This is a genomic window from Paenarthrobacter sp. YAF11_1 (assembly GCF_052113445.1).
Taxonomy (GTDB): domain Bacteria; phylum Actinomycetota; class Actinomycetes; order Actinomycetales; family Micrococcaceae; genus Arthrobacter.
In genome coordinates this window covers 235,332-252,933 of sequence record NZ_JBFRDF010000001.1, presented here as the reverse complement: position 1 = coordinate 252,933, position 17,602 = coordinate 235,332, and the positions used below count along the sequence as shown (strand labels likewise).

The 17,602-nt window shown below is 62.6% G+C and carries 19 protein-coding genes, 1 other RNA gene and 1 riboswitch; of the genes, 9 read left to right on the top strand and 11 right to left on the bottom strand.

Annotated elements, in window-relative coordinates; genetic code table 11:
- Positions 1 to 154: 154 nt before the first annotated feature.
- The 6 genes from ftsE (at position 155) to AB4Y77_RS01180 (ending at position 5,485) form a co-directional block, all read left to right on the top strand.
- Positions 155 to 919, top strand: coding sequence for a cell division ATP-binding protein FtsE (gene ftsE, locus AB4Y77_RS01205; RefSeq protein ID WP_017198501.1), 765 nt, complete (start codon positions 155 to 157; stop codon positions 917 to 919).
- On the top strand, positions 916 to 1,830 hold the full coding sequence (gene ftsX / locus AB4Y77_RS01200) for a permease-like cell division protein FtsX (protein WP_442012721.1): 915 nt from the start codon (positions 916 to 918) through the stop codon (positions 1,828 to 1,830). Before ftsE ends, ftsX begins: the two co-directional genes overlap by 4 nt.
- 55 nt (positions 1,831 to 1,885) lie before the next feature.
- Positions 1,886 to 3,301 carry a peptidoglycan DD-metalloendopeptidase family protein gene (locus AB4Y77_RS01195; protein ID WP_311212704.1) on the top strand — a complete coding sequence of 472 codons (1,416 nt, stop codon included), beginning with the start codon at positions 1,886 to 1,888 and terminating at the stop codon, positions 3,299 to 3,301.
- A 77-nt stretch (positions 3,302 to 3,378) separates the two neighbouring features.
- On the top strand, positions 3,379 to 3,849 hold the full coding sequence (gene smpB / locus AB4Y77_RS01190) for an SsrA-binding protein SmpB (RefSeq protein WP_017198498.1): 471 nt from the start codon (positions 3,379 to 3,381) through the stop codon (positions 3,847 to 3,849).
- 111 nt (positions 3,850 to 3,960) lie between these two features.
- Positions 3,961 to 4,329: a transfer-messenger RNA gene (gene ssrA / locus AB4Y77_RS01185) on the top strand.
- A gap of 172 nt (positions 4,330 to 4,501) precedes the next feature.
- The gene (locus AB4Y77_RS01180; RefSeq protein WP_311212703.1) at positions 4,502 to 5,485 is read left to right on the top strand and encodes a S1C family serine protease; all 984 of its coding nucleotides are present in this window, start codon (positions 4,502 to 4,504) and stop codon (positions 5,483 to 5,485) included.
- A 7-nt stretch (positions 5,486 to 5,492) separates the two neighbouring features.
- Here the strand turns inward: AB4Y77_RS01180 and AB4Y77_RS01175 are convergent, their stop codons facing one another.
- The gene (locus AB4Y77_RS01175) at positions 5,493 to 5,822 is read right to left on the bottom strand and encodes a hypothetical protein (RefSeq protein WP_311212872.1); all 330 of its coding nucleotides are present in this window, start codon (positions 5,820 to 5,822) and stop codon (positions 5,493 to 5,495) included.
- A gap of 76 nt (positions 5,823 to 5,898) precedes the next feature.
- Between AB4Y77_RS01175 and AB4Y77_RS01170 the strand changes: the two genes are divergently transcribed.
- Complete coding sequence (locus AB4Y77_RS01170; RefSeq protein WP_442012720.1) at positions 5,899 to 7,353, top strand: MFS transporter; 1,455 nt, start codon at positions 5,899 to 5,901, stop codon at positions 7,351 to 7,353.
- Positions 7,354 to 7,371: 18 nt separating this feature from the next.
- Here AB4Y77_RS01170 and AB4Y77_RS01165 read toward each other — a convergent pair whose 3' ends face one another.
- The 7 genes from AB4Y77_RS01165 to AB4Y77_RS01135 all read right to left on the bottom strand — a co-directional run bounded on the left by AB4Y77_RS01165 (position 7,372) and on the right by AB4Y77_RS01135 (position 14,609).
- On the bottom strand, positions 7,372 to 8,085 hold the full coding sequence (locus tag AB4Y77_RS01165; RefSeq protein ID WP_311212701.1) for a metal-dependent transcriptional regulator: 714 nt from the start codon (positions 8,083 to 8,085) through the stop codon (positions 7,372 to 7,374).
- 9 nt (positions 8,086 to 8,094) lie between these two features.
- Positions 8,095 to 8,919, bottom strand: a complete 825-nt coding sequence (locus AB4Y77_RS01160) for a class I SAM-dependent methyltransferase (RefSeq protein WP_442013046.1) — start codon at positions 8,917 to 8,919, stop codon at positions 8,095 to 8,097.
- 72 nt (positions 8,920 to 8,991) lie between these two features.
- Positions 8,992 to 10,401, bottom strand: coding sequence for an aminotransferase class V-fold PLP-dependent enzyme (locus tag AB4Y77_RS01155; protein WP_442012719.1), 1,410 nt, complete (start codon positions 10,399 to 10,401; stop codon positions 8,992 to 8,994).
- A 32-nt stretch (positions 10,402 to 10,433) separates the two neighbouring features.
- A riboswitch (SAM riboswitch) is annotated at positions 10,434 to 10,547 on the bottom strand.
- A gap of 184 nt (positions 10,548 to 10,731) precedes the next feature.
- A complete protein-coding gene (hisN, locus tag AB4Y77_RS01150) occupies positions 10,732 to 11,544 on the bottom strand; it encodes a histidinol-phosphatase (RefSeq protein WP_442012718.1) in 813 nt (270 codons plus the stop codon).
- A gap of 54 nt (positions 11,545 to 11,598) precedes the next feature.
- Positions 11,599 to 12,714 (bottom strand): ribosome small subunit-dependent GTPase A, encoded by a 1,116-nt coding sequence (rsgA, locus tag AB4Y77_RS01145; RefSeq protein WP_442012717.1) that lies wholly within the window; start codon positions 12,712 to 12,714, stop codon positions 11,599 to 11,601.
- A 2-nt stretch (positions 12,715 to 12,716) separates the two neighbouring features.
- The gene (gene aroA / locus AB4Y77_RS01140) at positions 12,717 to 14,087 is read right to left on the bottom strand and encodes a 3-phosphoshikimate 1-carboxyvinyltransferase (RefSeq protein WP_311212697.1); all 1,371 of its coding nucleotides are present in this window, start codon (positions 14,085 to 14,087) and stop codon (positions 12,717 to 12,719) included.
- A 6-nt stretch (positions 14,088 to 14,093) separates the two neighbouring features.
- A complete protein-coding gene (locus tag AB4Y77_RS01135; protein ID WP_311212696.1) occupies positions 14,094 to 14,609 on the bottom strand; it encodes a DoxX family membrane protein in 516 nt (171 codons plus the stop codon).
- A 194-nt stretch (positions 14,610 to 14,803) separates the two neighbouring features.
- Between AB4Y77_RS01135 and AB4Y77_RS01130 the strand changes: the two genes are divergently transcribed.
- Positions 14,804 to 15,598, top strand: a complete 795-nt coding sequence (locus AB4Y77_RS01130) for a sigma-70 family RNA polymerase sigma factor (RefSeq protein ID WP_396136322.1) — start codon at positions 14,804 to 14,806, stop codon at positions 15,596 to 15,598.
- The gene (rsrA, locus tag AB4Y77_RS01125) at positions 15,595 to 15,855 is read left to right on the top strand and encodes a mycothiol system anti-sigma-R factor (protein ID WP_089595572.1); all 261 of its coding nucleotides are present in this window, start codon (positions 15,595 to 15,597) and stop codon (positions 15,853 to 15,855) included. The genes AB4Y77_RS01130 and rsrA overlap by 4 nt, the downstream gene beginning before the upstream one ends.
- Before the next feature lie 87 nt (positions 15,856 to 15,942).
- Here rsrA and AB4Y77_RS01120 read toward each other — a convergent pair whose 3' ends face one another.
- The 3 genes from AB4Y77_RS01120 to AB4Y77_RS01110 all read right to left on the bottom strand — a co-directional run bounded on the left by AB4Y77_RS01120 (position 15,943) and on the right by AB4Y77_RS01110 (position 17,593).
- Positions 15,943 to 16,017 (bottom strand): 50S ribosomal protein bL37, encoded by a 75-nt coding sequence (locus AB4Y77_RS01120; RefSeq protein WP_369299106.1) that lies wholly within the window; start codon positions 16,015 to 16,017, stop codon positions 15,943 to 15,945.
- Positions 16,018 to 16,130: 113 nt separating this feature from the next.
- Positions 16,131 to 16,745 (bottom strand): PadR family transcriptional regulator, encoded by a 615-nt coding sequence (locus AB4Y77_RS01115; protein ID WP_311212694.1) that lies wholly within the window; start codon positions 16,743 to 16,745, stop codon positions 16,131 to 16,133.
- Entirely contained in the window at positions 16,745 to 17,593 is an 849-nt protein-coding gene (locus AB4Y77_RS01110; protein ID WP_442012716.1) for a DUF4097 family beta strand repeat-containing protein, read from the bottom strand. The genes AB4Y77_RS01115 and AB4Y77_RS01110 overlap by 1 nt, the downstream gene beginning before the upstream one ends.
- Positions 17,594 to 17,602 lie beyond the last annotated feature (9 nt).

Genomic DNA, 17,602 nt, shown 5'->3' with positions numbered 1-17,602 from the left:
CGGGATTCTGCGACACGCCCTTCAAAGCCCGGTAAATCCGACTTACCCGTGCGTATAGTCGAGTGGCCGGTGCTCTCACTTCCCCCATCGAAAGCCCGCGCTCCGGCTGTTGGACTGGGCGACTATGTCATGTCCGGCGGGGTTCTAAAGGGCCATGATCAGATTTGAGAATGTCACCAAGGTCTACGAGCAGAATGCCCGACCGGCGCTCGACTCTGTCAGCCTTGAGATCAACCGCGGCGAATTCACCTTCCTTGTAGGTGCGTCGGGCTCAGGCAAGTCCACCTTTCTTCGCTTGATCCTGAAGGAAGACAAAGCCTCGTCGGGATCTGTGTATGTTGCCGGGCAAAACGTGGCCAACATTTCGAGCTGGCGTGTACCCAAGCTTCGTCGCGGCATCGGCGTGGTTTTCCAGGACTTCCGCCTGCTCCCGCAAAAGAATGTCTTTGCCAACGTTGCCTTCGCGATGCAGGTGATCGGCAAGAGCCGTTCAATTATCCGCGAAACAGTTCCCGAAGTCCTGAAGACCGTGGGCCTGGAAGGCAAAGAGCGCCGCATGCCCCACGAACTTTCAGGTGGCGAACAGCAGCGCGTGGCGATCGCCCGCGCCGTCGTGAATCGTCCCGGCATCCTGCTGGCGGACGAACCGACGGGCAACCTGGACCCCATCACCTCGATGGGAATCATGGGAGTCCTGGACAAGATCAACCAGAACGGCACCACAGTAGTCATGGCAACCCACGACGACGACATCGTCAATGAGATGCGCCGCCGCGTGGTGGAGCTCAAGAACGGCAAGGTCATTCGAGACGAAGCCAAGGCGCTCTACACCTCGATGATTCCGGTGGTTGGCGAATCGCGCCGTTTGCGGGATGCCAGCGGCGAGGAACTCAACCGTGCACAGGGGGCGCAGCTGTGAGGCTCCTGTTTATCCTGGGGGAAATCGGCAGTGGCCTCCGCCGGAACCTTTCCATGGTCATTTCGGTGGTCCTGGTGACGTTCGTTTCCTTGACGTTCGTGGGTGCGGCCGGAATGCTGCAGATGCAGATCAACCAGATGAAGGGCTACTGGTACGACAAAGTCCAGGTGGCAGTCTTCCTCTGCAACGACGGTTCGACGGCGGTCGGCTGCGCTTCGGGACCGGCCACCAAGGAGCAGCAGGAGAACCTGCAGGCAATGCTTGAGTCGCCGGCGGTCAAGCAATACATCAACGATTTCCAGTTCGAGTCCCAGGCTGAGGCCTACACGCACTTCAAGGAACAGTTCTCCAATTCACCGATTGTGGATTCGGTGTCCGAGGACCAGCTGCCGGCCTCCTTCCGGATCAACATGAAGAACCCGGAAAAGTACCAGATCATCAGTGAGACGTTCTCCTCCCAGCCGGGAGTCGAGACGGTCAGCGACCAGCGGCAGGTCCTGGAACGCATCTTTTCCTGGATGAACGGGGCGTCGGTTGCTGCGATGGGTGTAGCCGTGGTCATGATCTTCTGCGCGGTGCTGCTTATTACCACCACCATCCGGCTTTCTGCCTTCAGCAGACGCCGGGAAACGGGGATCATGCGGCTCGTCGGTGCGTCCAAAACAGTCATCCAGCTACCGTTCATCCTGGAGGGTGTGATCGCTGCTGTCGTGGGCGCAGTACTTGCCTCGGTCACCCTGTGGTTGATGGCGCACTTCTGGCTTAACGGCGATCTGTCGACACAGTTCCTCAACACCCCCTTTATTTCCTCTACCCAAGTGCTGGTCATCGCGCCCGTGCTGATCGCCTTGGGTGCGGGTCTGGCCGGGATATCCTCTCTCTTGACCCTCCGGCGATACCTGAAGGTCTAGCGATGACCGCCGAGACCCGATCACCCTTCATGCTGACAATCGAAAAGGACTCCTGATGACCGCGTTGGACCCGAACTCCCTGCGCCGGCGCTTTGCGTCGGGCAATGCTCGGATCATGGGTGCCGTGATTGCTGTGGGTCTGGCTGTCAGCCTCCTGTCGGGCGCTCCTGCTGCCCAGGCCGACAACCTTGAAGACCAGCAAGCCGCACTTGAGGCTGAAGCGGCCAGGGTTCAGGCGTCCCTTGAGTTCGTCGATGCCAACATCGCCAAAGCTGCCGGCGACCTGGTGATCTACCAGGGCCGCCTTCCCGGCGCCCAGCAGGCATTGCTTGAGGCGCAGGGCCGGGTGGCGAGTGCGGTCAAGGAAGTTGAAGCCTTGGCGGCCAGGGTGGAGCTTGCCCAGCAAAACAAAGCCAAGATCACCGAGCAGTTGGAAAGTGATAAGCAGAAAATCACTGATACCAAGAAACTGATCGGTCAGATCGCCTCCCAGGCGTACAAGTCCGGTGGCGTTCCCACCAATATCGCTCTTTTGTTCGGGTCCAGTGAGTCGGGCAACCTGACTGAGTCCATGGACCTGGCGGACCAGGCCATGCGCAGCCAGAACGCTGCCATGACCAAGCTGACCCAGCAGAACGCCACGAACGTGAATTCCCAGGCGCGGCTCGTCGCCGTCGAGGAAGAGATCCAGGACCTCAAGGCGAAAGCAGACGCTGCGCTTGACCGGGAGAAGTCGGCCAGGGACGAGGCTGCGAACAAGAAAGCTGAAGTCGACAAGCTGATTGAAGACACCACTCGCCTGAACGGGCAGCTTCAGGCCGCCAAACCGGGTATCGAAGCCAACCTGGCCCGGGTGAAGGCCGAGCAGAACACTGTGGCCGCTGAAATCGTGGAGCGCGACCGGAAACTCAGGGAAGCCTGGGAAGCGGAGCAGCGCCGCCTTGCTGAAGAGGCTGCCGCAGCCGCAGCCGCCGCGGCTGCGGCCCAGGGCCGGCCGGCGCCACCAGAGCAGCCGTATGTTCCCCCGGCAGCTGGTTCTCCGTCCGCCTTCGGGCTGCGTCACCCCTTTGCCAGCTATGTTCCCATTACCTCCGGCTTCGGCTGGCGCGCAACGCCCCCGGGGACCATCGACTTCTACGGCACGGGTGGCTACATGCACACCGGCATCGACTTCGGCGCCGCCTGTGGCACACCCGTCTACGCGGCGGCCGCAGGGGAGGTCTTCAACTCAGGATGGAACTCAGCAGACGGTGGTGGATGGCGTGTGAAGCTGTCCCATGGTGTGGTCCAGGGCAACTCGTTGACCACCATCTACTACCACAACAGCAGCATCGTGGTGTCGAACGGTCAACGCGTCTCGGCCGGCCAACTCATCGCGTACTCGGGAAGCACCGGTAACTCGACCGGTTGCCACGCGCACTTCGAAACGTGGTTGAACGGTTCGGCTGTGGATCCCATGAACCTTCTCTAGTGTGTGGCGCAGTGCGCGGGAGGCCCCCGGCGCTGGCGTACACTAGTTGAAATCCGCATCTAACAAGGAGTTCTACCGTGCCCAAGGAAAGTGGCCGTAAGGTAGTGGCCACCAATCGGAAGGCCCGGCATAACTACCATGTCCTGGACACCTATGAGGCCGGCATCGCCCTCATGGGAACAGAAGTGAAGTCCCTCCGTGAGGGCCATGCCTCCATGGTGGACGGCTTCTGCACCTTCTACAACGACGAGCTGTGGATGGAAGGTATCCACATCCCTGAGTATCACCAAGGGAGCTGGACCAACCACGCCGCGCGCCGGCGTCGTAAGCTCTTGCTTCATCGCGATGAACTGGACAAAATCTCGCAGAAGATCCGTGAGTCCGGCTTTACCGTGGTGCCGCTCCAGTTGTACTTCCTGGACGGCCGCGCCAAAGTGGAAATCGCCATTGCCCGAGGCAAGAAGGATTACGACAAGCGCCAAACGCTGCGTGAGCAGCAGGACAAGCGTGAATCGCTGCGTGAGTTGCGGGAACGCAACCGCCGGTAGCGCCACGCCCACCGGGCCGTGGAATGTTCCACCGGATGAATGCGTTATGATGAGTAGTCCGAAGGGAATTCGACGTAGTCGATGATCCTTTCGGGATTGGTAACAAAATACGGGGATGATCGGTTTCGACGATGTTAGTCGCGACAGGTGAAGCGGGCCGAGGATGCAGAATTATCTCGTAAACGCTGTCTGCAAACCAATAAGTGCCGAATCTAAGCGCACTGACTTCGCTCTCGCTGCCTAAGCAGTAAGACAGTCCGTCAGCCCGGGGTTGCTATCGCCCCGGTTCCTGGCGTCATTTAGATAGCCACTGCTGTTTGCCTTCGTCATTGAGGTAAACGGGACTCTTAGATGACTGGGCCCGGATCAGCCACCTGTTCGCAGGATGGCTGGGGCCGAGAAAATCCGACGCGAACTGCGCCCGGAGAAGCCCTGACAAAACGACATCGGACGGGGGTTCAATTCCCCCCATCTCCACCCACGGAAAGCCCCTGGATCCTTGTGATCCGGGGGTTTTTTCATGCCCGGACGCACAACGGCAGAAGACGTCCGCGTTCACCCACGGCGTACCGTCCGGAGGACTACCAGCCAAGGATTGGCAGTTGAACTGTATAAGCGGCAAACACGGCGGAGCACTGGCAGGAGGCATGTGATGAGCACTGAGCCGGAGTTCGAACTGCAGGAACCTGAGGACGACGAGGAGGCCCTGGACGCCTACTCGAAGATCGTGGTCCGGGTTGCGGAATTCGTGACACCCCACGTTGCCGCCATCGAGATGACCAGCACCGGCCGGAGGGGGCAGATCCGCAGGGGCAGTGGCTCGGCTGTGGTCTTCACCGGCGATGGATACATGCTGACGAACGCCCACGTGGTGGCTGGCATACAGTCGGGCAGGGCTGTGTTCGCTGATGGCAGGCAGACGGACGTCGAGTTGGTGGGCGCGGATCCTTTATCCGACCTCGCCGTGGTCCGTGGCGTGAAGTCGGCACCGCCCCCGGCAGTGTTGGGCAATGCCGAAACCCTGAAGGTGGGCCAGTTGGTGATCGCCGTGGGGAATCCGCTGGGACTGGCTGGCTCGGTGACTGCGGGCGTAGTCAGTGGGTTGGGCAGGTCCATTCCCGTCAAAGCGGGCGAGCATCGACGGGTCATCGAGGATGTCATCCAAACGGACGCTGCGCTGAATCCTGGGAATTCCGGCGGAGCGTTGGCCGATACCCGCGGACGCATCGTGGGCATTAATACTGCGGTAGCAGGACTGGGCCTGGGTTTGGCAGTGCCCATCAACACCACCACACAGCGCATCATCGCGTCCCTGCTGAGGGATGGCCGGGTACACCGCGCATATTTGGGTTTGGTGAGCACGCCAATCCCACTGGATGCCAGTGCCGTTGTACGGACTGGGCAGAAGGAAGGCCTGCGGGTGGTAGAGGTGATTCCCCGGTCTCCAGCGGAGCTGTCCGGGCTTCAACCGGGGGACGTCGTGCTCCGGGCGCAGGGGCGGGCTGTGTCCAGTGCCGAGAGCCTGCAGAAGTTGCTGTTCGAAGAAGCCATTGGCCAACCCTTCCCGTTGACAGTGCTCAGGGAAGGGAAATCCGTGCAAATTCTTGCGGTGCCCTCAGAGATGGTCCAGCCGTGAACCGAGACTAGGCTTTGCTCTCCGGAACATCGACGACGCCCACGAAGCGGCTGCCGACCCCTTCGTATTCGCTGCGTACTTCCCCGAGGAAGAGCTTGGGGAGGTCACTGTTCCGGTGGGTACCGCAGTAGACGAAGGAAAAGTCCGGCCACCACTTTTTGGGCCGAATGGCCTCGGAATAGCCGCACACAGCGCAGGTCAGATGGACCCAGACGGGGCGTTTGCCGGTGCGGTTGGCGCGCGACTGCACCAACCAAGCCGGGGGGTTGTCCTGCATTTCGCGGAGTTCGGCCTCGGAAAGCCTGGACGGAATACCGTGGCGCTGTGCCATTTCCATCGAAATATCAAGGGCCAATGCGGCATCACGTCTGCTGATCACCACTCAACGATACGGGACTTCACGGGCGTAGGCTGTGCTCATGACTGACGCTGCCGCGCTTCTGCCGAGTACTCCGCTCCAGAAACGCGTGCTGGTGGTGGCCATCGTGGCGTCGTTCATCGCCATCCTTGATGGTTTTGTGGTCAATCTCGCACTGCCTGCCATCGGGAGGGAACTTGGTGGCGGCCTGGTCATCCAGCAGTGGGTAGTAGACGCGTACCTGCTGACATTGGGTGCATTGATCCTGGTGGCCGGCTCCTTATCCGACCATTTCGGGAGGGCGCGAATCCTGGAATGGGGCCTTGCGGGTTTCGCTGTGACCTCGGTCTTGTGCGGGCTGGCGTGGAGCGGCGAAGTCCTGGTGGTGTCGCGGGCACTGCAGGGCATTGCCGGGGCCCTCCTGGTCCCGAGTTCGCTGGCCATGATTATTACCTCGTTCACCGGCCCGGCCCAATCCAAAGCCATCGGCCAGTGGTCCGGCTGGACCAGCGCTGCGGCCATCGTGGGTCCGTTGATTGGCGGCATGGCTGTGGACCTGCTCTCCTGGCGTGTCATCTTCTTCATCAATGTCATTCCCGCCGTTGCCATTTGGCCCATGTTGGCAGGCCTCCGGGCATCCGATGCCGCGAGGGACAAGAGCAAACGCATCGACTACCTCGGGGCCGTCCTGGCCATGGTGGGCCTCGGCGGTCCCGTTTTTGCGTTCATCGAACAGGGCCGCATGGGCTGGGGGAGCGTGCAGGTGTGGTTGCCTCTGGTGGCCGGCATCGCGGCCATGGCTCTTTTCCTGATCCATGAGGCCAGGACTGCCGAGCCAATGCTGCCACTCAGGCTCTTCGCGATCCGCAACTTCGGGTGGGGCAACCTGGCAACACTGGCCATTTACGGGGGAATTTCCCTGGGCTTCTTCGTTTTGGGAATCTATTTGCAGCAAGTTGGGGGCATGGCGGCCACCATGGCGGGCATCGCCCTGCTGCCTGGCACCGTTATCCTCATGCTCTGTGCCTCATATTTTGGTGGCCTTGCAGGGAAGTACGGGCCCAGATGGTTCATGACCGTGGGACCGCTGCTGTGTGGTGTGGGCTTCCTGATGTCGTTGTCGGTCCAGGAGCCGCTGAATTATTGGACCCAGGTACTGCCGGGACAGATCGTCTTCGGTTTGGGATTGGCGACCCTCGTGGCGCCCCTGACGGCCGCTATTCTTGGTGCGGTCCCGCCCGAGGAAGCGGGGATCGGTTCGGCGGTGAACAACGCCGTAGCCCGCATCGCAGGCCTGATCACCATTGCCTTCGCGGGGCTGATCGTGGGACCGGTCTTCAGCCGTGAAGGTTTGTACAACGCCCTGTTGGTCACGGCGGCACTGTTCCTGACCGGGGCAGCAGCTTCCGCCGTCGGGATCAGGAATCCTCCCAAGGGGGCGGCAGCTGCCGCCGACAGCGAACCGGATGCAGCGTCCGGCGACGGCGGGGCAGCCGGGCAGCCCGGCTGAGCTCTCGCCGGGGTTGGGTCAGCGGGCGGGAAGGACGCAGCCTTCGTGGGCTTCGGCGCTCTGGACCCAGAGTGCGGACGTGACTTCGTCGGCGAGATCGAACTCGCGGCCTGTGGCGCCGTTTCCAATCCGCACCACCAGTGCTCCGCCGAACGGTTTACGTCCGACCACTTCAACGGGGGCGTCGAGGGTGATCTCTTCCGCTGCAAGGTACCTGAGGAGATCGGGGTTCTCGTCGCTGATCCTGGTGATACGCCCGGAGTGTCCTTGGTCCAGTTCGATCATGCGGTAGGCGTGCGGCAGTTCAACGGAGCCATCCGCCGAGGGAATCGGATCGCCGTGCGGGTCCCTGACCGGGTGGCCAAGTTTGTCGGACATCCGCTCGATAAAGGTATCTGACACCGCATGCTCCAGCATCTCGGCTTCATCATGGACCTCATCCCAGCTGTACCCGAGTTCTTCCACCAGATAGGTCTCAATGAGGCGATGCCGGCGCACCATGGCAAGGGCCAGGCGCATACCCGCCGCGGTCAAGCGAATGGCGCTGTAGGGCTGGTGGTCCACCAGTCCCTGGTCCTTGAGCTTGCGGACCATTTCTGACACGGAGGAATTGGCTACACCCAGGCGCTGGGCAAGCTGGGAGGACGTTATCGGCTTGTCTTGCCACTCTGTATACGAGTAGATGACCTTGACGTAGTCCTCTATCGAGGAGGAGGGCGTACTGGTCTTCACACCCCAAGCCTACCGTGGCTGCACAGGGCGCATCTTGAACGCCCGCCAGGTCTGCGTCACGTAGGGCAGCGGAACGGTCTCTCCCGGTGCGTGCCCGAGGTGCTCGTAGAGGTACCACTCCAGGTTGCCCATGACCTTCGCCCGGGTGGCGTCGTTGGCGCGGAGATAGTAGCTTCGTGACTTAGTGAGCTCCATGATGTCTTCCGGCGTCGCGTCGTCCGCCCACCGGGTGAAGTGGCTCTCCAAGCCGGCAAATTCCGGTCCGATAAGTGGACGGAACCCGGGCTTGTGGACGTCCCCTGCATGCATGATGCGCGAGAGCCGATGAACCCAGGGCACATCGGTGTCCAACTGGTTCCAGACCAGTCCCAAGGTCCCGTGCGGCCGCAGGATACGGGCTATCTCGGAGCTCGCGGCAAGGGGATCGCACCAATGCCAGGCCTGGGCAACACTGACGACGTCGAATGCTGAGTCCGTCAGTCCCGTTGCTTCGGCCGTTCCCTCCAATGCGCGGACGTGTGGATGGGACTTCCGCAGTTGCTCCAGCATGTCGGTGGAAGGGTCGACGGCGGTAACGTCCAGCCCGCGCTCTACGAGGAGCGCAGTGAACTTGCCAGTGCCGGCTCCCAGATCCGCAGCGGCGGTGGCTCCTTGGGGAACCAGCCATTCCACGGAGCCCAGGGGATATCCGGGCCGAACGCGATCGTAATGCTCTCCGCCGTCTTGGAAGCTCTGGCCGAACTCGTTGCGACGGTCAGCGTGGAGCTTGGGACCACGTGGTCCGGCAGGTCCGGGAATGCCGGGCTGTCCGCTGGGGGCGGCCGGAGAACGCAATGCCACCAAAACTCCTTCACAGGGTCGCTGAAAGATACCCTACGAATTTACCGCAGCCGGGGTAAAGCGCGCTTAGTCAACGGTGCAGGGAGCAGCGCCTGCAGTGCCGGGCGTGTTGGGAGCCCACTCCGGGTAGGTTCGGTGGTCGTTGGCAGGTACCCAGCGGCCCTCGTCCACCACGTAGTCCCAGCCCAGTCCGTTGCGCTTGAGCCCTTCGATGCCTGCGAGCAGCCTCGTGGCGTCCTCCAACCGGGAGCCGACGCCAAAGCTGGCACGCAAGGACCCGGAGGGAAGTCCGAGTCGCTTGAGCAGTGGGTGGGCGCAGAAGCGTCCATCCCGGAGGCCAACTCCGTGCTCGGCGGCCAGATAAGCGGCCACCAATCCGGCGTCGAATCCTTCCACGGAGAAATTGACCACACCAATGGTGTCGTCGGAGTCAGTGAAGATCTGGTGCACAGTCACGCCGTCGATGGCTTCCAGGCCGTCCACCAGGTACGTGCGGATGGCGGCTTCGTGGGCGTGCCACGCGTCTTGGTCCAACCCGGCGAGGACCTGCGTGGCGCGGGCGAGGGTTGCGGCACCCAGGACATTGGGGGACCCGCCTTCATGGCGGGCAGGGCCCGTTGCCCAGCTCACGGAGTCCAGGCGGGCTTCACGGACGGCGCCGCCACCAGCCAGGTGGGGAGTCCCGGCGTCGAGCCAGTCCGGGCGGCCCACTACGACGCCTGCGCCGAAGGGGGCATAGAGCTTGTGGCCGGAGAACACGACGTAGTCAACATCGGCCTCCGTGATGTTGATCCGGCGGTGAGGTGCCAGCTGTGCGGCATCGACTACGATCCTGGCGCCGTATTCGTGCGCAAGTGCTGCGAGTTCGGCGATCGGCAGGATTTCACCTGTCACGTTGGAGGCACCCGTGACGGCGAGCAGGCTGACCCCGCCTTGGGCCAATTCGTCGCGAAGCTTGTCCACTGTGGCGGCCAAGGTGGAGGCCGCCACGACGCTGCGGTGCGGGACACCCTGCCAGGGAAGAAGGTTGGCGTGGTGTTCGATGTCCAGGTACAGGACTTCCCCGGAGAAGCGGCCGTCGATCTGCGGCAGGCAGCCAGCCAGTAGGTTCAGGGAGTCTGTGGTGTTTCGCGTAAAAATCACGGAATCGTCAGGACGCCCACCGACGAACTCACGGACAATGTTGCGCGAATTCTCGTAGACCGACGTGCTGATCTGGGAGGCAAAGCCCGCGCCGCGGTGAACGCTGGCGTAGTAAGGCAGGACCTCGTTGAGGTAGGCCGAGACGATGGTCAGGGCCGGAGCCGATGCTCCGTAGTCCAGATTGGCATAGCGGACGTGGCCGCCCTGGATCAGGGGTGCCTGCAGCTCAGCGCCAGTGACGGCGGCGAGTGGCCGTGCTGCTGCAGCTGCCTGTGACGGGGTTTCGCCGGCAAAGGACGGAATGATGTTTGAATCGAACGTGACTGTGCTCATGGGACCTCACTCAAGAGGGACCCCCATAGGGGGATCCGCGCTTGCCGCATCCGTTCCGGACCGGCCGGGTCGTCACCCGGGGCACCCCGCCGCGAATGGAGGGTTGCCGGCCAGCAAACCGGGGTTTAGCGCTGGCACTCGTGACCTGTAAAAAGGTTAGGGCACCCCCAGCGGCCCCTCCAAAGTCACTTCGCTTTGTTAAGCACTTTGTTACGCCGGGTTGTAAATCGCCGGTTTGGCGAAGAAAAAACGGCGGAGGCCTCCAAAAGGAGGCTTCCGCCGTCGAATATTCGCTGAAGAGCAGCTTGTGAACCGTGAAGGGAACCTGCGCTAGAGGAGGTCGTCCAGGTCTGGGTTGAGCCGTTTGAGGACTTCCGAGTGAAGGATGGAGTTGGTGGCCAGCGCGTTGCCGCCGAACGGACCGTCGTCGCCTTCCAAGGAAGTGAAGCGGCCACCGGCCTCCGTGACGATCGGGACGAGAGCTGCCATGTCGTACAGGTTCAGCTCAGGCTCGCACGCGATGTCCACTGCGCCCTCGGCCACCAGGCAGTATGACCAGAAATCGCCGTAGGCCCGGGTTCGCCAGACATCCTCGGTAAGCCCCAGGAACTCGTCCAGGTTCCCGCGTTCCTTCCACCCGGACAGGCTTGAGTAGGACAAGGAGGCATCGGACAACTGGGAAACGTTGGAGACCTTCAACCGGGTGGCAGCGGCAAGGGACCGGCCCATGTAGGCACCCATGTCCTTGGCAGCCCACCAGCGTTTGCCCAAGGCGGGTGCACTGACGACGCCGACCACGGGTTCGCCCTCATCAACCAGTGCGATCAATGTTGCCCACACCGGCACGCCCCTGACGAAGTTCTTGGTCCCATCGATGGGATCAATGATCCAACGGCGTGAGCCGTGTCCGCTGCTGCCAAACTCCTCGCCAAGGACAGCATCCCGGGGACGGGAACGGGAGAGCTGACCCCGGATGGCCTCCTCCGCTGCTTTGTCTGCGTCGGTGACAGGTGTGAGGTCTGGCTTGGTTTCGATCTTCAGGTCCAGAGCCTTGAAGCGGTCCATGGTCTGGGCATCGACAGAATCAGCGAGGACGTGGGCAAGGCGCAGGTCATCGTTGTAGGTGGAAACGGGATGGGTCATGCCACCAAACTATCCTGAAACGCGCGCTGCAGCGGGGACGTGAAGCCGCAACGATCAGTTGACCGTGCCCAGTTCCTTGGTCTCTTTTGCTTCCAGTCGGGGGTCGGCACCGAGCAAACGGCGCAATGAGGCCAACCGCGCTACCCCTGACGGTCCTGCATGGCCGTCGTTCACCCACGGATCCAGCCCGCAGTTGATGGCAGTGGCGTCGTGCTTGCAGCCCCGCTCACAGGCCTCCGTCCCGGGCTCAAGATCCGGAAACGAGTGCAGAATCCGGTCCGGGTCCACATGGGCAAGGCCAAAGGACCGGATACCGGGGGTATCGATGATCCAGCTGCCGGCCGGCGCGTCGACGAGCTTCAGGGCCAAAGCGGAGGAGGACGTATGCCGTCCACGTCCTGTCACAGCGTTAACGCCGCCGGTGGCCCGCTCCGCCCCTGTCAGCGCATTGACCATGGTGGACTTGCCCACGCCCGAGTGGCCGAGCATCACGGTGACCTTGCCGCCGAGGTGGGAGCGCAGTTGGGCAACGGCGTCCTTGTCCAACCGTGCGGACAGGCCGTCATCGGAGCGGGCGTCGATGCCGCCTGCTTCAGAGTCTGCCGTGCGGCTGATGATCACCGGGAAGTCCAGGCTGAGGTAGTTGGCAAGCAATTCCGCCGGATCCCTGACGTCCGCCTTGGTGATGAGCAGCAGCGGCTCAATGCCGGCGTCGTAGGCTGCCACCAAGGCACGGTCGATGAATCCGGTGCGCGGTTCGGGGTTGGCGGCTGCAACAACAATGACCAATTGGTGGGCGTTGGCCACTACCACCCGTTCGATGGGGTCGGTGTCGTCAGCACTGCGCCGCAGGAGGGTTCGTCGTTCTTCCACCCGGACCAGCCGCGCGAGCGTGTCCGGCGAGCCGGAGACGTCCCCCACCAACGCGACGAAGTCCCCGGGTACTACCGGGTTCCGCCGCAGTTCGCGGGCGCGCGCAGCGATGACGACGCGTGCGTTCGCGGAGTCCTCGTCCACAATCGCCCTGTAGCGTCCGCGGTCCACGGTGATGATCCGGCCGATCACGGCGTCGTCGTGGCTGGGTCTGTCCTTGGTCCGCGGCCTGGAACCTTTTTTGTTGGGTCGGATCCGGACGTCGGATTCATCCCAGGAGCGTGCATCACGGCCCATGGTCAGTTCTTGGCCCCATCCGCGCTGGAGATGGTTTCCACCATTCGAGCCCACATTTCCGGGAACTCCGGCATGGTCTTGGAGGTGGTGGCAATGTCTTCCACCCTGACGCCTTCCACGGCGAGGCCCAGGATGGCGCCGGCAGTGGCCATGCGGTGGTCGGCGTAGCTGTGGACCACGCCGGCGTGCAGTGCCGCGGGGCGGATGATGAGGCCATCGGCGGTCTCTTCGGCGTCACCGCCCAGGGAGTTGATTTCGGCAACGAGTGCCGCGAGCCGGTCTGTTTCGTGGCCTCGGAGGTGGGCAATCCCCGTCAGCCGCGAGGGGCCGGCGGCCAGGGCGCACAAGGCGGCAACGGTGGGTGCGAGTTCGCTGGTTTCGTCGAAGTCGGCGCCCTTGATGACCGGTCCACCGGTGACAGTGAGGGTCCCGTCTTCCATGGTGACGCTGGCTCCCATGGTGGCGAGGATGGTCCGCCACATATCGCCAACCTGGGTGGTGCCGGCCGGCCAATTGGTGACCCGTACCGTGCCCTGTGTCGCCAGGGCCGCGGCCAGGAAGGGACCGGCGTTGGAAAGGTCCTGCTCGATCCTCTGGTCAAAGGCGTTGATGGGTCCGGGGGAGACCCGCCAGTGGTTGGGTACTGAGTCATCCACACTGACGCCCACGCTGCGGAGGACCGCCACGGTCATGGTGATGTGGTCCAGGCTGGGTACGGGCTTGCCGACGTGCTCCAGGTGGAGGCCTTCGGTGAAACGGGCGCCGACCAGCAGCAGCGCGGACACGAACTGCGATGACGCGCTGGCATCGATCACTAAGTGGCCGCCCCGGACCTCGCCGGTGCCGTCCACTGTGAAGGGAAGGGCCGACGGCGTCCTGCCGCCTTCGGCTGCCACGGGGACTCCGAGGGCGGTCAACGCCTCGATGATGGTGCCCATGGGCCTGTTGCGGGCGTGGGGATCGCCGTCGAAGACGGTAGCTCCCTTGCGCAAGGCCGCCAGCGGAGGAACGAACCGCATGACGGTGCCGGCGAGGCCGCAGTCAATGGCTGTTCCGGCGCTTGGGGCAGCGGGATCCATCGGGGTGATCTCAAGGTCAGGGCCGTAGTCGCCGTCGCCAGGGACTTCCGTGACGGTGGCACCCAACTGCCGCAAAGCCTGGATCATGAGCGCGGAATCACGGGAATGCAGAGGAGCCCGCAGCCGCGAGGGACCATCCGCCAAAGCCGCCAGCACGAGGAACCGGTTGGTCAGCGACTTTGAACCAGGTACCGTCACCGTGGCGTCCACGGGCCCTTTGGCGTAGGGTGCCGGCCAGAGAGGCAGCTCTGCGGCTGTGGTTGATCCGGTGTTTGCGGCGGTGGTACCTGTCATGCTTCCTTATGCTCCAACTGCGTTGTCTACGGCCTTGCGTACTGCTTTGTCTGCCCGCTTGATTTGCTTGCCCGTCACCTTTTTGGCGTCGGCAGCCAAGTGCTCCGCACGCCAGGCAATGCTCGGGCGTCCGTCGGTATCAACCGAGGCAAGAAGGACCCCGCCGGTCAGCGAGATGTTCTTCAGCAGCTGGGCCTTGCGTGCGCTCCGCCCTTCTTTGGTGCTGATGTCCGCTGAACGCCATTCAACGTAGGAGTTCAACGCCGACGTCACAGCCAGCACCGTTGCGGCAAAACGGGTGAGCTTCCCGAGCCCAAGCAATGCGCCGGCCCCCAGCTGGGCACCTCCGAGGAGGCGCGCGAGGGTCTTCTCATCGGTGGTGAAAGGCAGGGACTCCGAAGCCCGTCGAAGGACGGGAGAGAGCTGCTTGGCGGTGTCGTCCGCGTTCCTGAGCTTGTCAAGACCTGCGACGACGAAGCTGGACGCGAGCATGGGCCGCGCGAGAAAACGGATAACAGACATGTCTTGCCTCCTGGATGGCTTGCCACACTATGTCAATGGTTTTGTGTTCAGGTGTTGTGTTCAAGGGGTGCAGTCTGCTCTAGTCTTGCACCTTTGCGGAATAATTACCCAGCGGCGGCCGTTGTGAACTAGTGGTGCGGTGGAGACCGGACTGCGGCAAAGGTGTTGCCGCCTTGGTGAACGGAGTTGATTTCTTGACTTTGGTTAAGGACCGTGTGGTTCTACCGGAGCGCGGGTATGGGACACAGCCGGATTCCCCGCAGCTGACAGTAGACTTGGCAACGATGAGCACCACGGAACCGGCCGCAGCGGCCATGTACCAGGCGGCCGGCGCGGAAGACGCAGTGGCCGCACCCGACGTCGACGTCGCTTCGGAGACTCCTGAGCAGCGGCGGGCGCGCTTCGAGCGCGACGCCATGCAATATGTGGATCAGCTGTATTCGGCAGCCATGAGGATGGCGCGAAACCCTTCGGATGCGGAGGACCTGGTTCAGGAGGCCTACACCAAGGCATTTTCGGCTTTCCACCAGTACAAGCCGGGGACCAACCTCAAGGCATGGCTGTACCGCATCCTGACCAACACCTATATCAACCTCTACCGGAAGCGGCAGCGTGAGCCGCTGCAGTCCAACTCGGACACGATCGAGGATTGGCAGTTGGCCAAGGCTGAGTCGCACACTTCTGCGGGGTTGAGGTCCGCGGAAACTGAGGCGTTGGACCACCTGCCCGACTCCGATGTCAAAAACGCACTGCAATCCATTCCGGAGGAATTCCGGCTGGCTGTCTACTTCGCGGACGTCGAGGGCTACGCGTACAAGCAGATATCAGAAATCATGAACACTCCCATCGGCACGGTCATGTCACGGTTGCACCGCGGCAGGAAGATGCTGCGGGACATGCTGGCGGACTACGCCACCGAACGGGGCTTCAGGGCCCAAACCGAAGACCAGGCCGCGGCCGGAAGCAACAATCAGGAGAAAGAGAAATGAGCGACTGCCAGGGATTGGGCGATTGCGACGATACGCGAATGCAGCGGATCTACGAGTACCTCGACGGCGCGTTGACCCGCGAGGACCTCAGCGAGATCAAGCAGCACCTGGACACCTGCGAGGAGTGCTCCGAGCAGTATGACCTCGAGTGCCTCATCCGTACCATGGTCAAGCGGTCGTGCACCGAGTCAGCACCGGAGAACCTTAAGAACTCGATTCTGGACAGGATTCACTCCATCAAGCCGGTAGAAGCCTGATCGCAGGGTACACAAACGCCAAGGGCCCCGGAAACCTCATGGTTTCCGGGGCCCTCGCTCTTAAGCCTGTGACACTAAGCCGCTGGCTTAGGTGTTGGGACGCTTGCCGTGGTTCGCGCCGCCGCGCTTACGGTCACGACGCTTACGTGCACGCTTGCTCATAGCTGGCCTCCTTCAATGATTGATACTCAATAGAGCTGCCCTCCAGTTTCGCACATCCGGGTGCCGGGTCGCGAACCGGGAACGGTGTTGCGCCGGCAGAAGCCAACCCCACGTCAATTCCGCAGTGAATTCCTGATCGAGATGCGCGCCTGGTCAAGTACCGTACGCACTGTTTCCAGTGCCAAAGGCGTCAGCGGTTGTGAGGCACTGTGCAGACGCAGCTCTACCCGGATATCGTCCCTGAATGACTGGACCATCAGCTCGGCTTCTTTCACCAGCCGCTGGCCCTCAGGGGTGTAGCCGCCGGACCGGCTCCGGAAGGGTGCTGAGGTTGCGGTGGTGCGCGCCGCTTCAGCAGTGGCGGCGAGGTCCGCCCGCAGACCCCGCATGTTGGTCCGGATGTCTTCACGCAAGTTGTCGGCAAGCCGCCTGACGGAGGCAGAAATGGTGTTTTCGACGTCGGCCAACTCGTCCCTGCGGCCATCCAGTTCGGCGCGGCCTGCGTCGGTGATGAAGTACTTGGTGCGGCGGCCCTCGGTTTCGGTGGCCACCAAGCCCTCTTCTTCCAGCTTGCCCAGGCGCGGATAGATGGTGCCTGCGCTGGGGGAGTACGTGCCGCCAAACCTGTCGCCCAGGGCCTTGATCAATTCGTAGCCGTGCTTGGGCCCCGTTTCGAGCAACGCGAGCAAGTACAGGCGCAGGGCGCCGTGTGCAAAGACGGGAGGCATCAGAGCCCCGCTTCCCCGGGGACCTGGTGGTTGCTGTCTGTTGCCGGCGCTGACCCGTGCATGATGTAGGTCTTGCCGGAAACCGTGTTGGTGCGCACCAGCATGAGCTTTTCGTCCGGGCCTACAATCGTGTGCACGTTGCTGCCGGGCTGGGCATACATCTGGTCGTCGATCACTACGGTTCCACTGGCCGACTTGGCAACAATGTCCAGGCCGACGTCGTGGGGAAGCCTGATGGTCAGGTCGCCGGAGACCGAATTCGCCCCAAGGTCGTTTGTATAGTCCTGGAGATCGAAACTGAGGTCGCCGCTGACAGTGCTGGCCCGGACGTTCTTGAACTTGCCCGAAGCGGTCACCTCGCCCGAGACACTCTTGGCGGTCAGGACGCCGTCGTGGTTTCTGGCGATGACCTCGCCGCTGACGGTGTTCACGTGCAGTTCGCCGCTGGTTCCATCTGCCATAACGGAGCCTGAGACGGTGCTCAGGCGGGTGCGGCCGCTGATCCCGGACACCAGGCCGTCGCCGCTGACTGTTCCAGCCTCGACATCCACACCGGGTGGAAGGGCGATCCCGACAACCACCGAGTTGGTGCTGGTGTTGTTGACGGTGCCCATCAGGTTGCGGAACCATCCTTGCGGCCCTTGCAGCTGGTGGCGAACTTCCAAGCGGCCGTCCACGAGCGTCACAGTGAGGGGGTCTCCGGTGATTTCGCTGATTTCAATGCGGACAGAAGGCTGGTCGTGCGTCATGACGTCAAAACGGCCTTTGACGATTCCCAGCTTGAGAGAGCGGACGTCGTCCACATCAATGGTTTGCGGACCTGTCACGGTCCATAGTTCCTCAGACATGATCCCTCC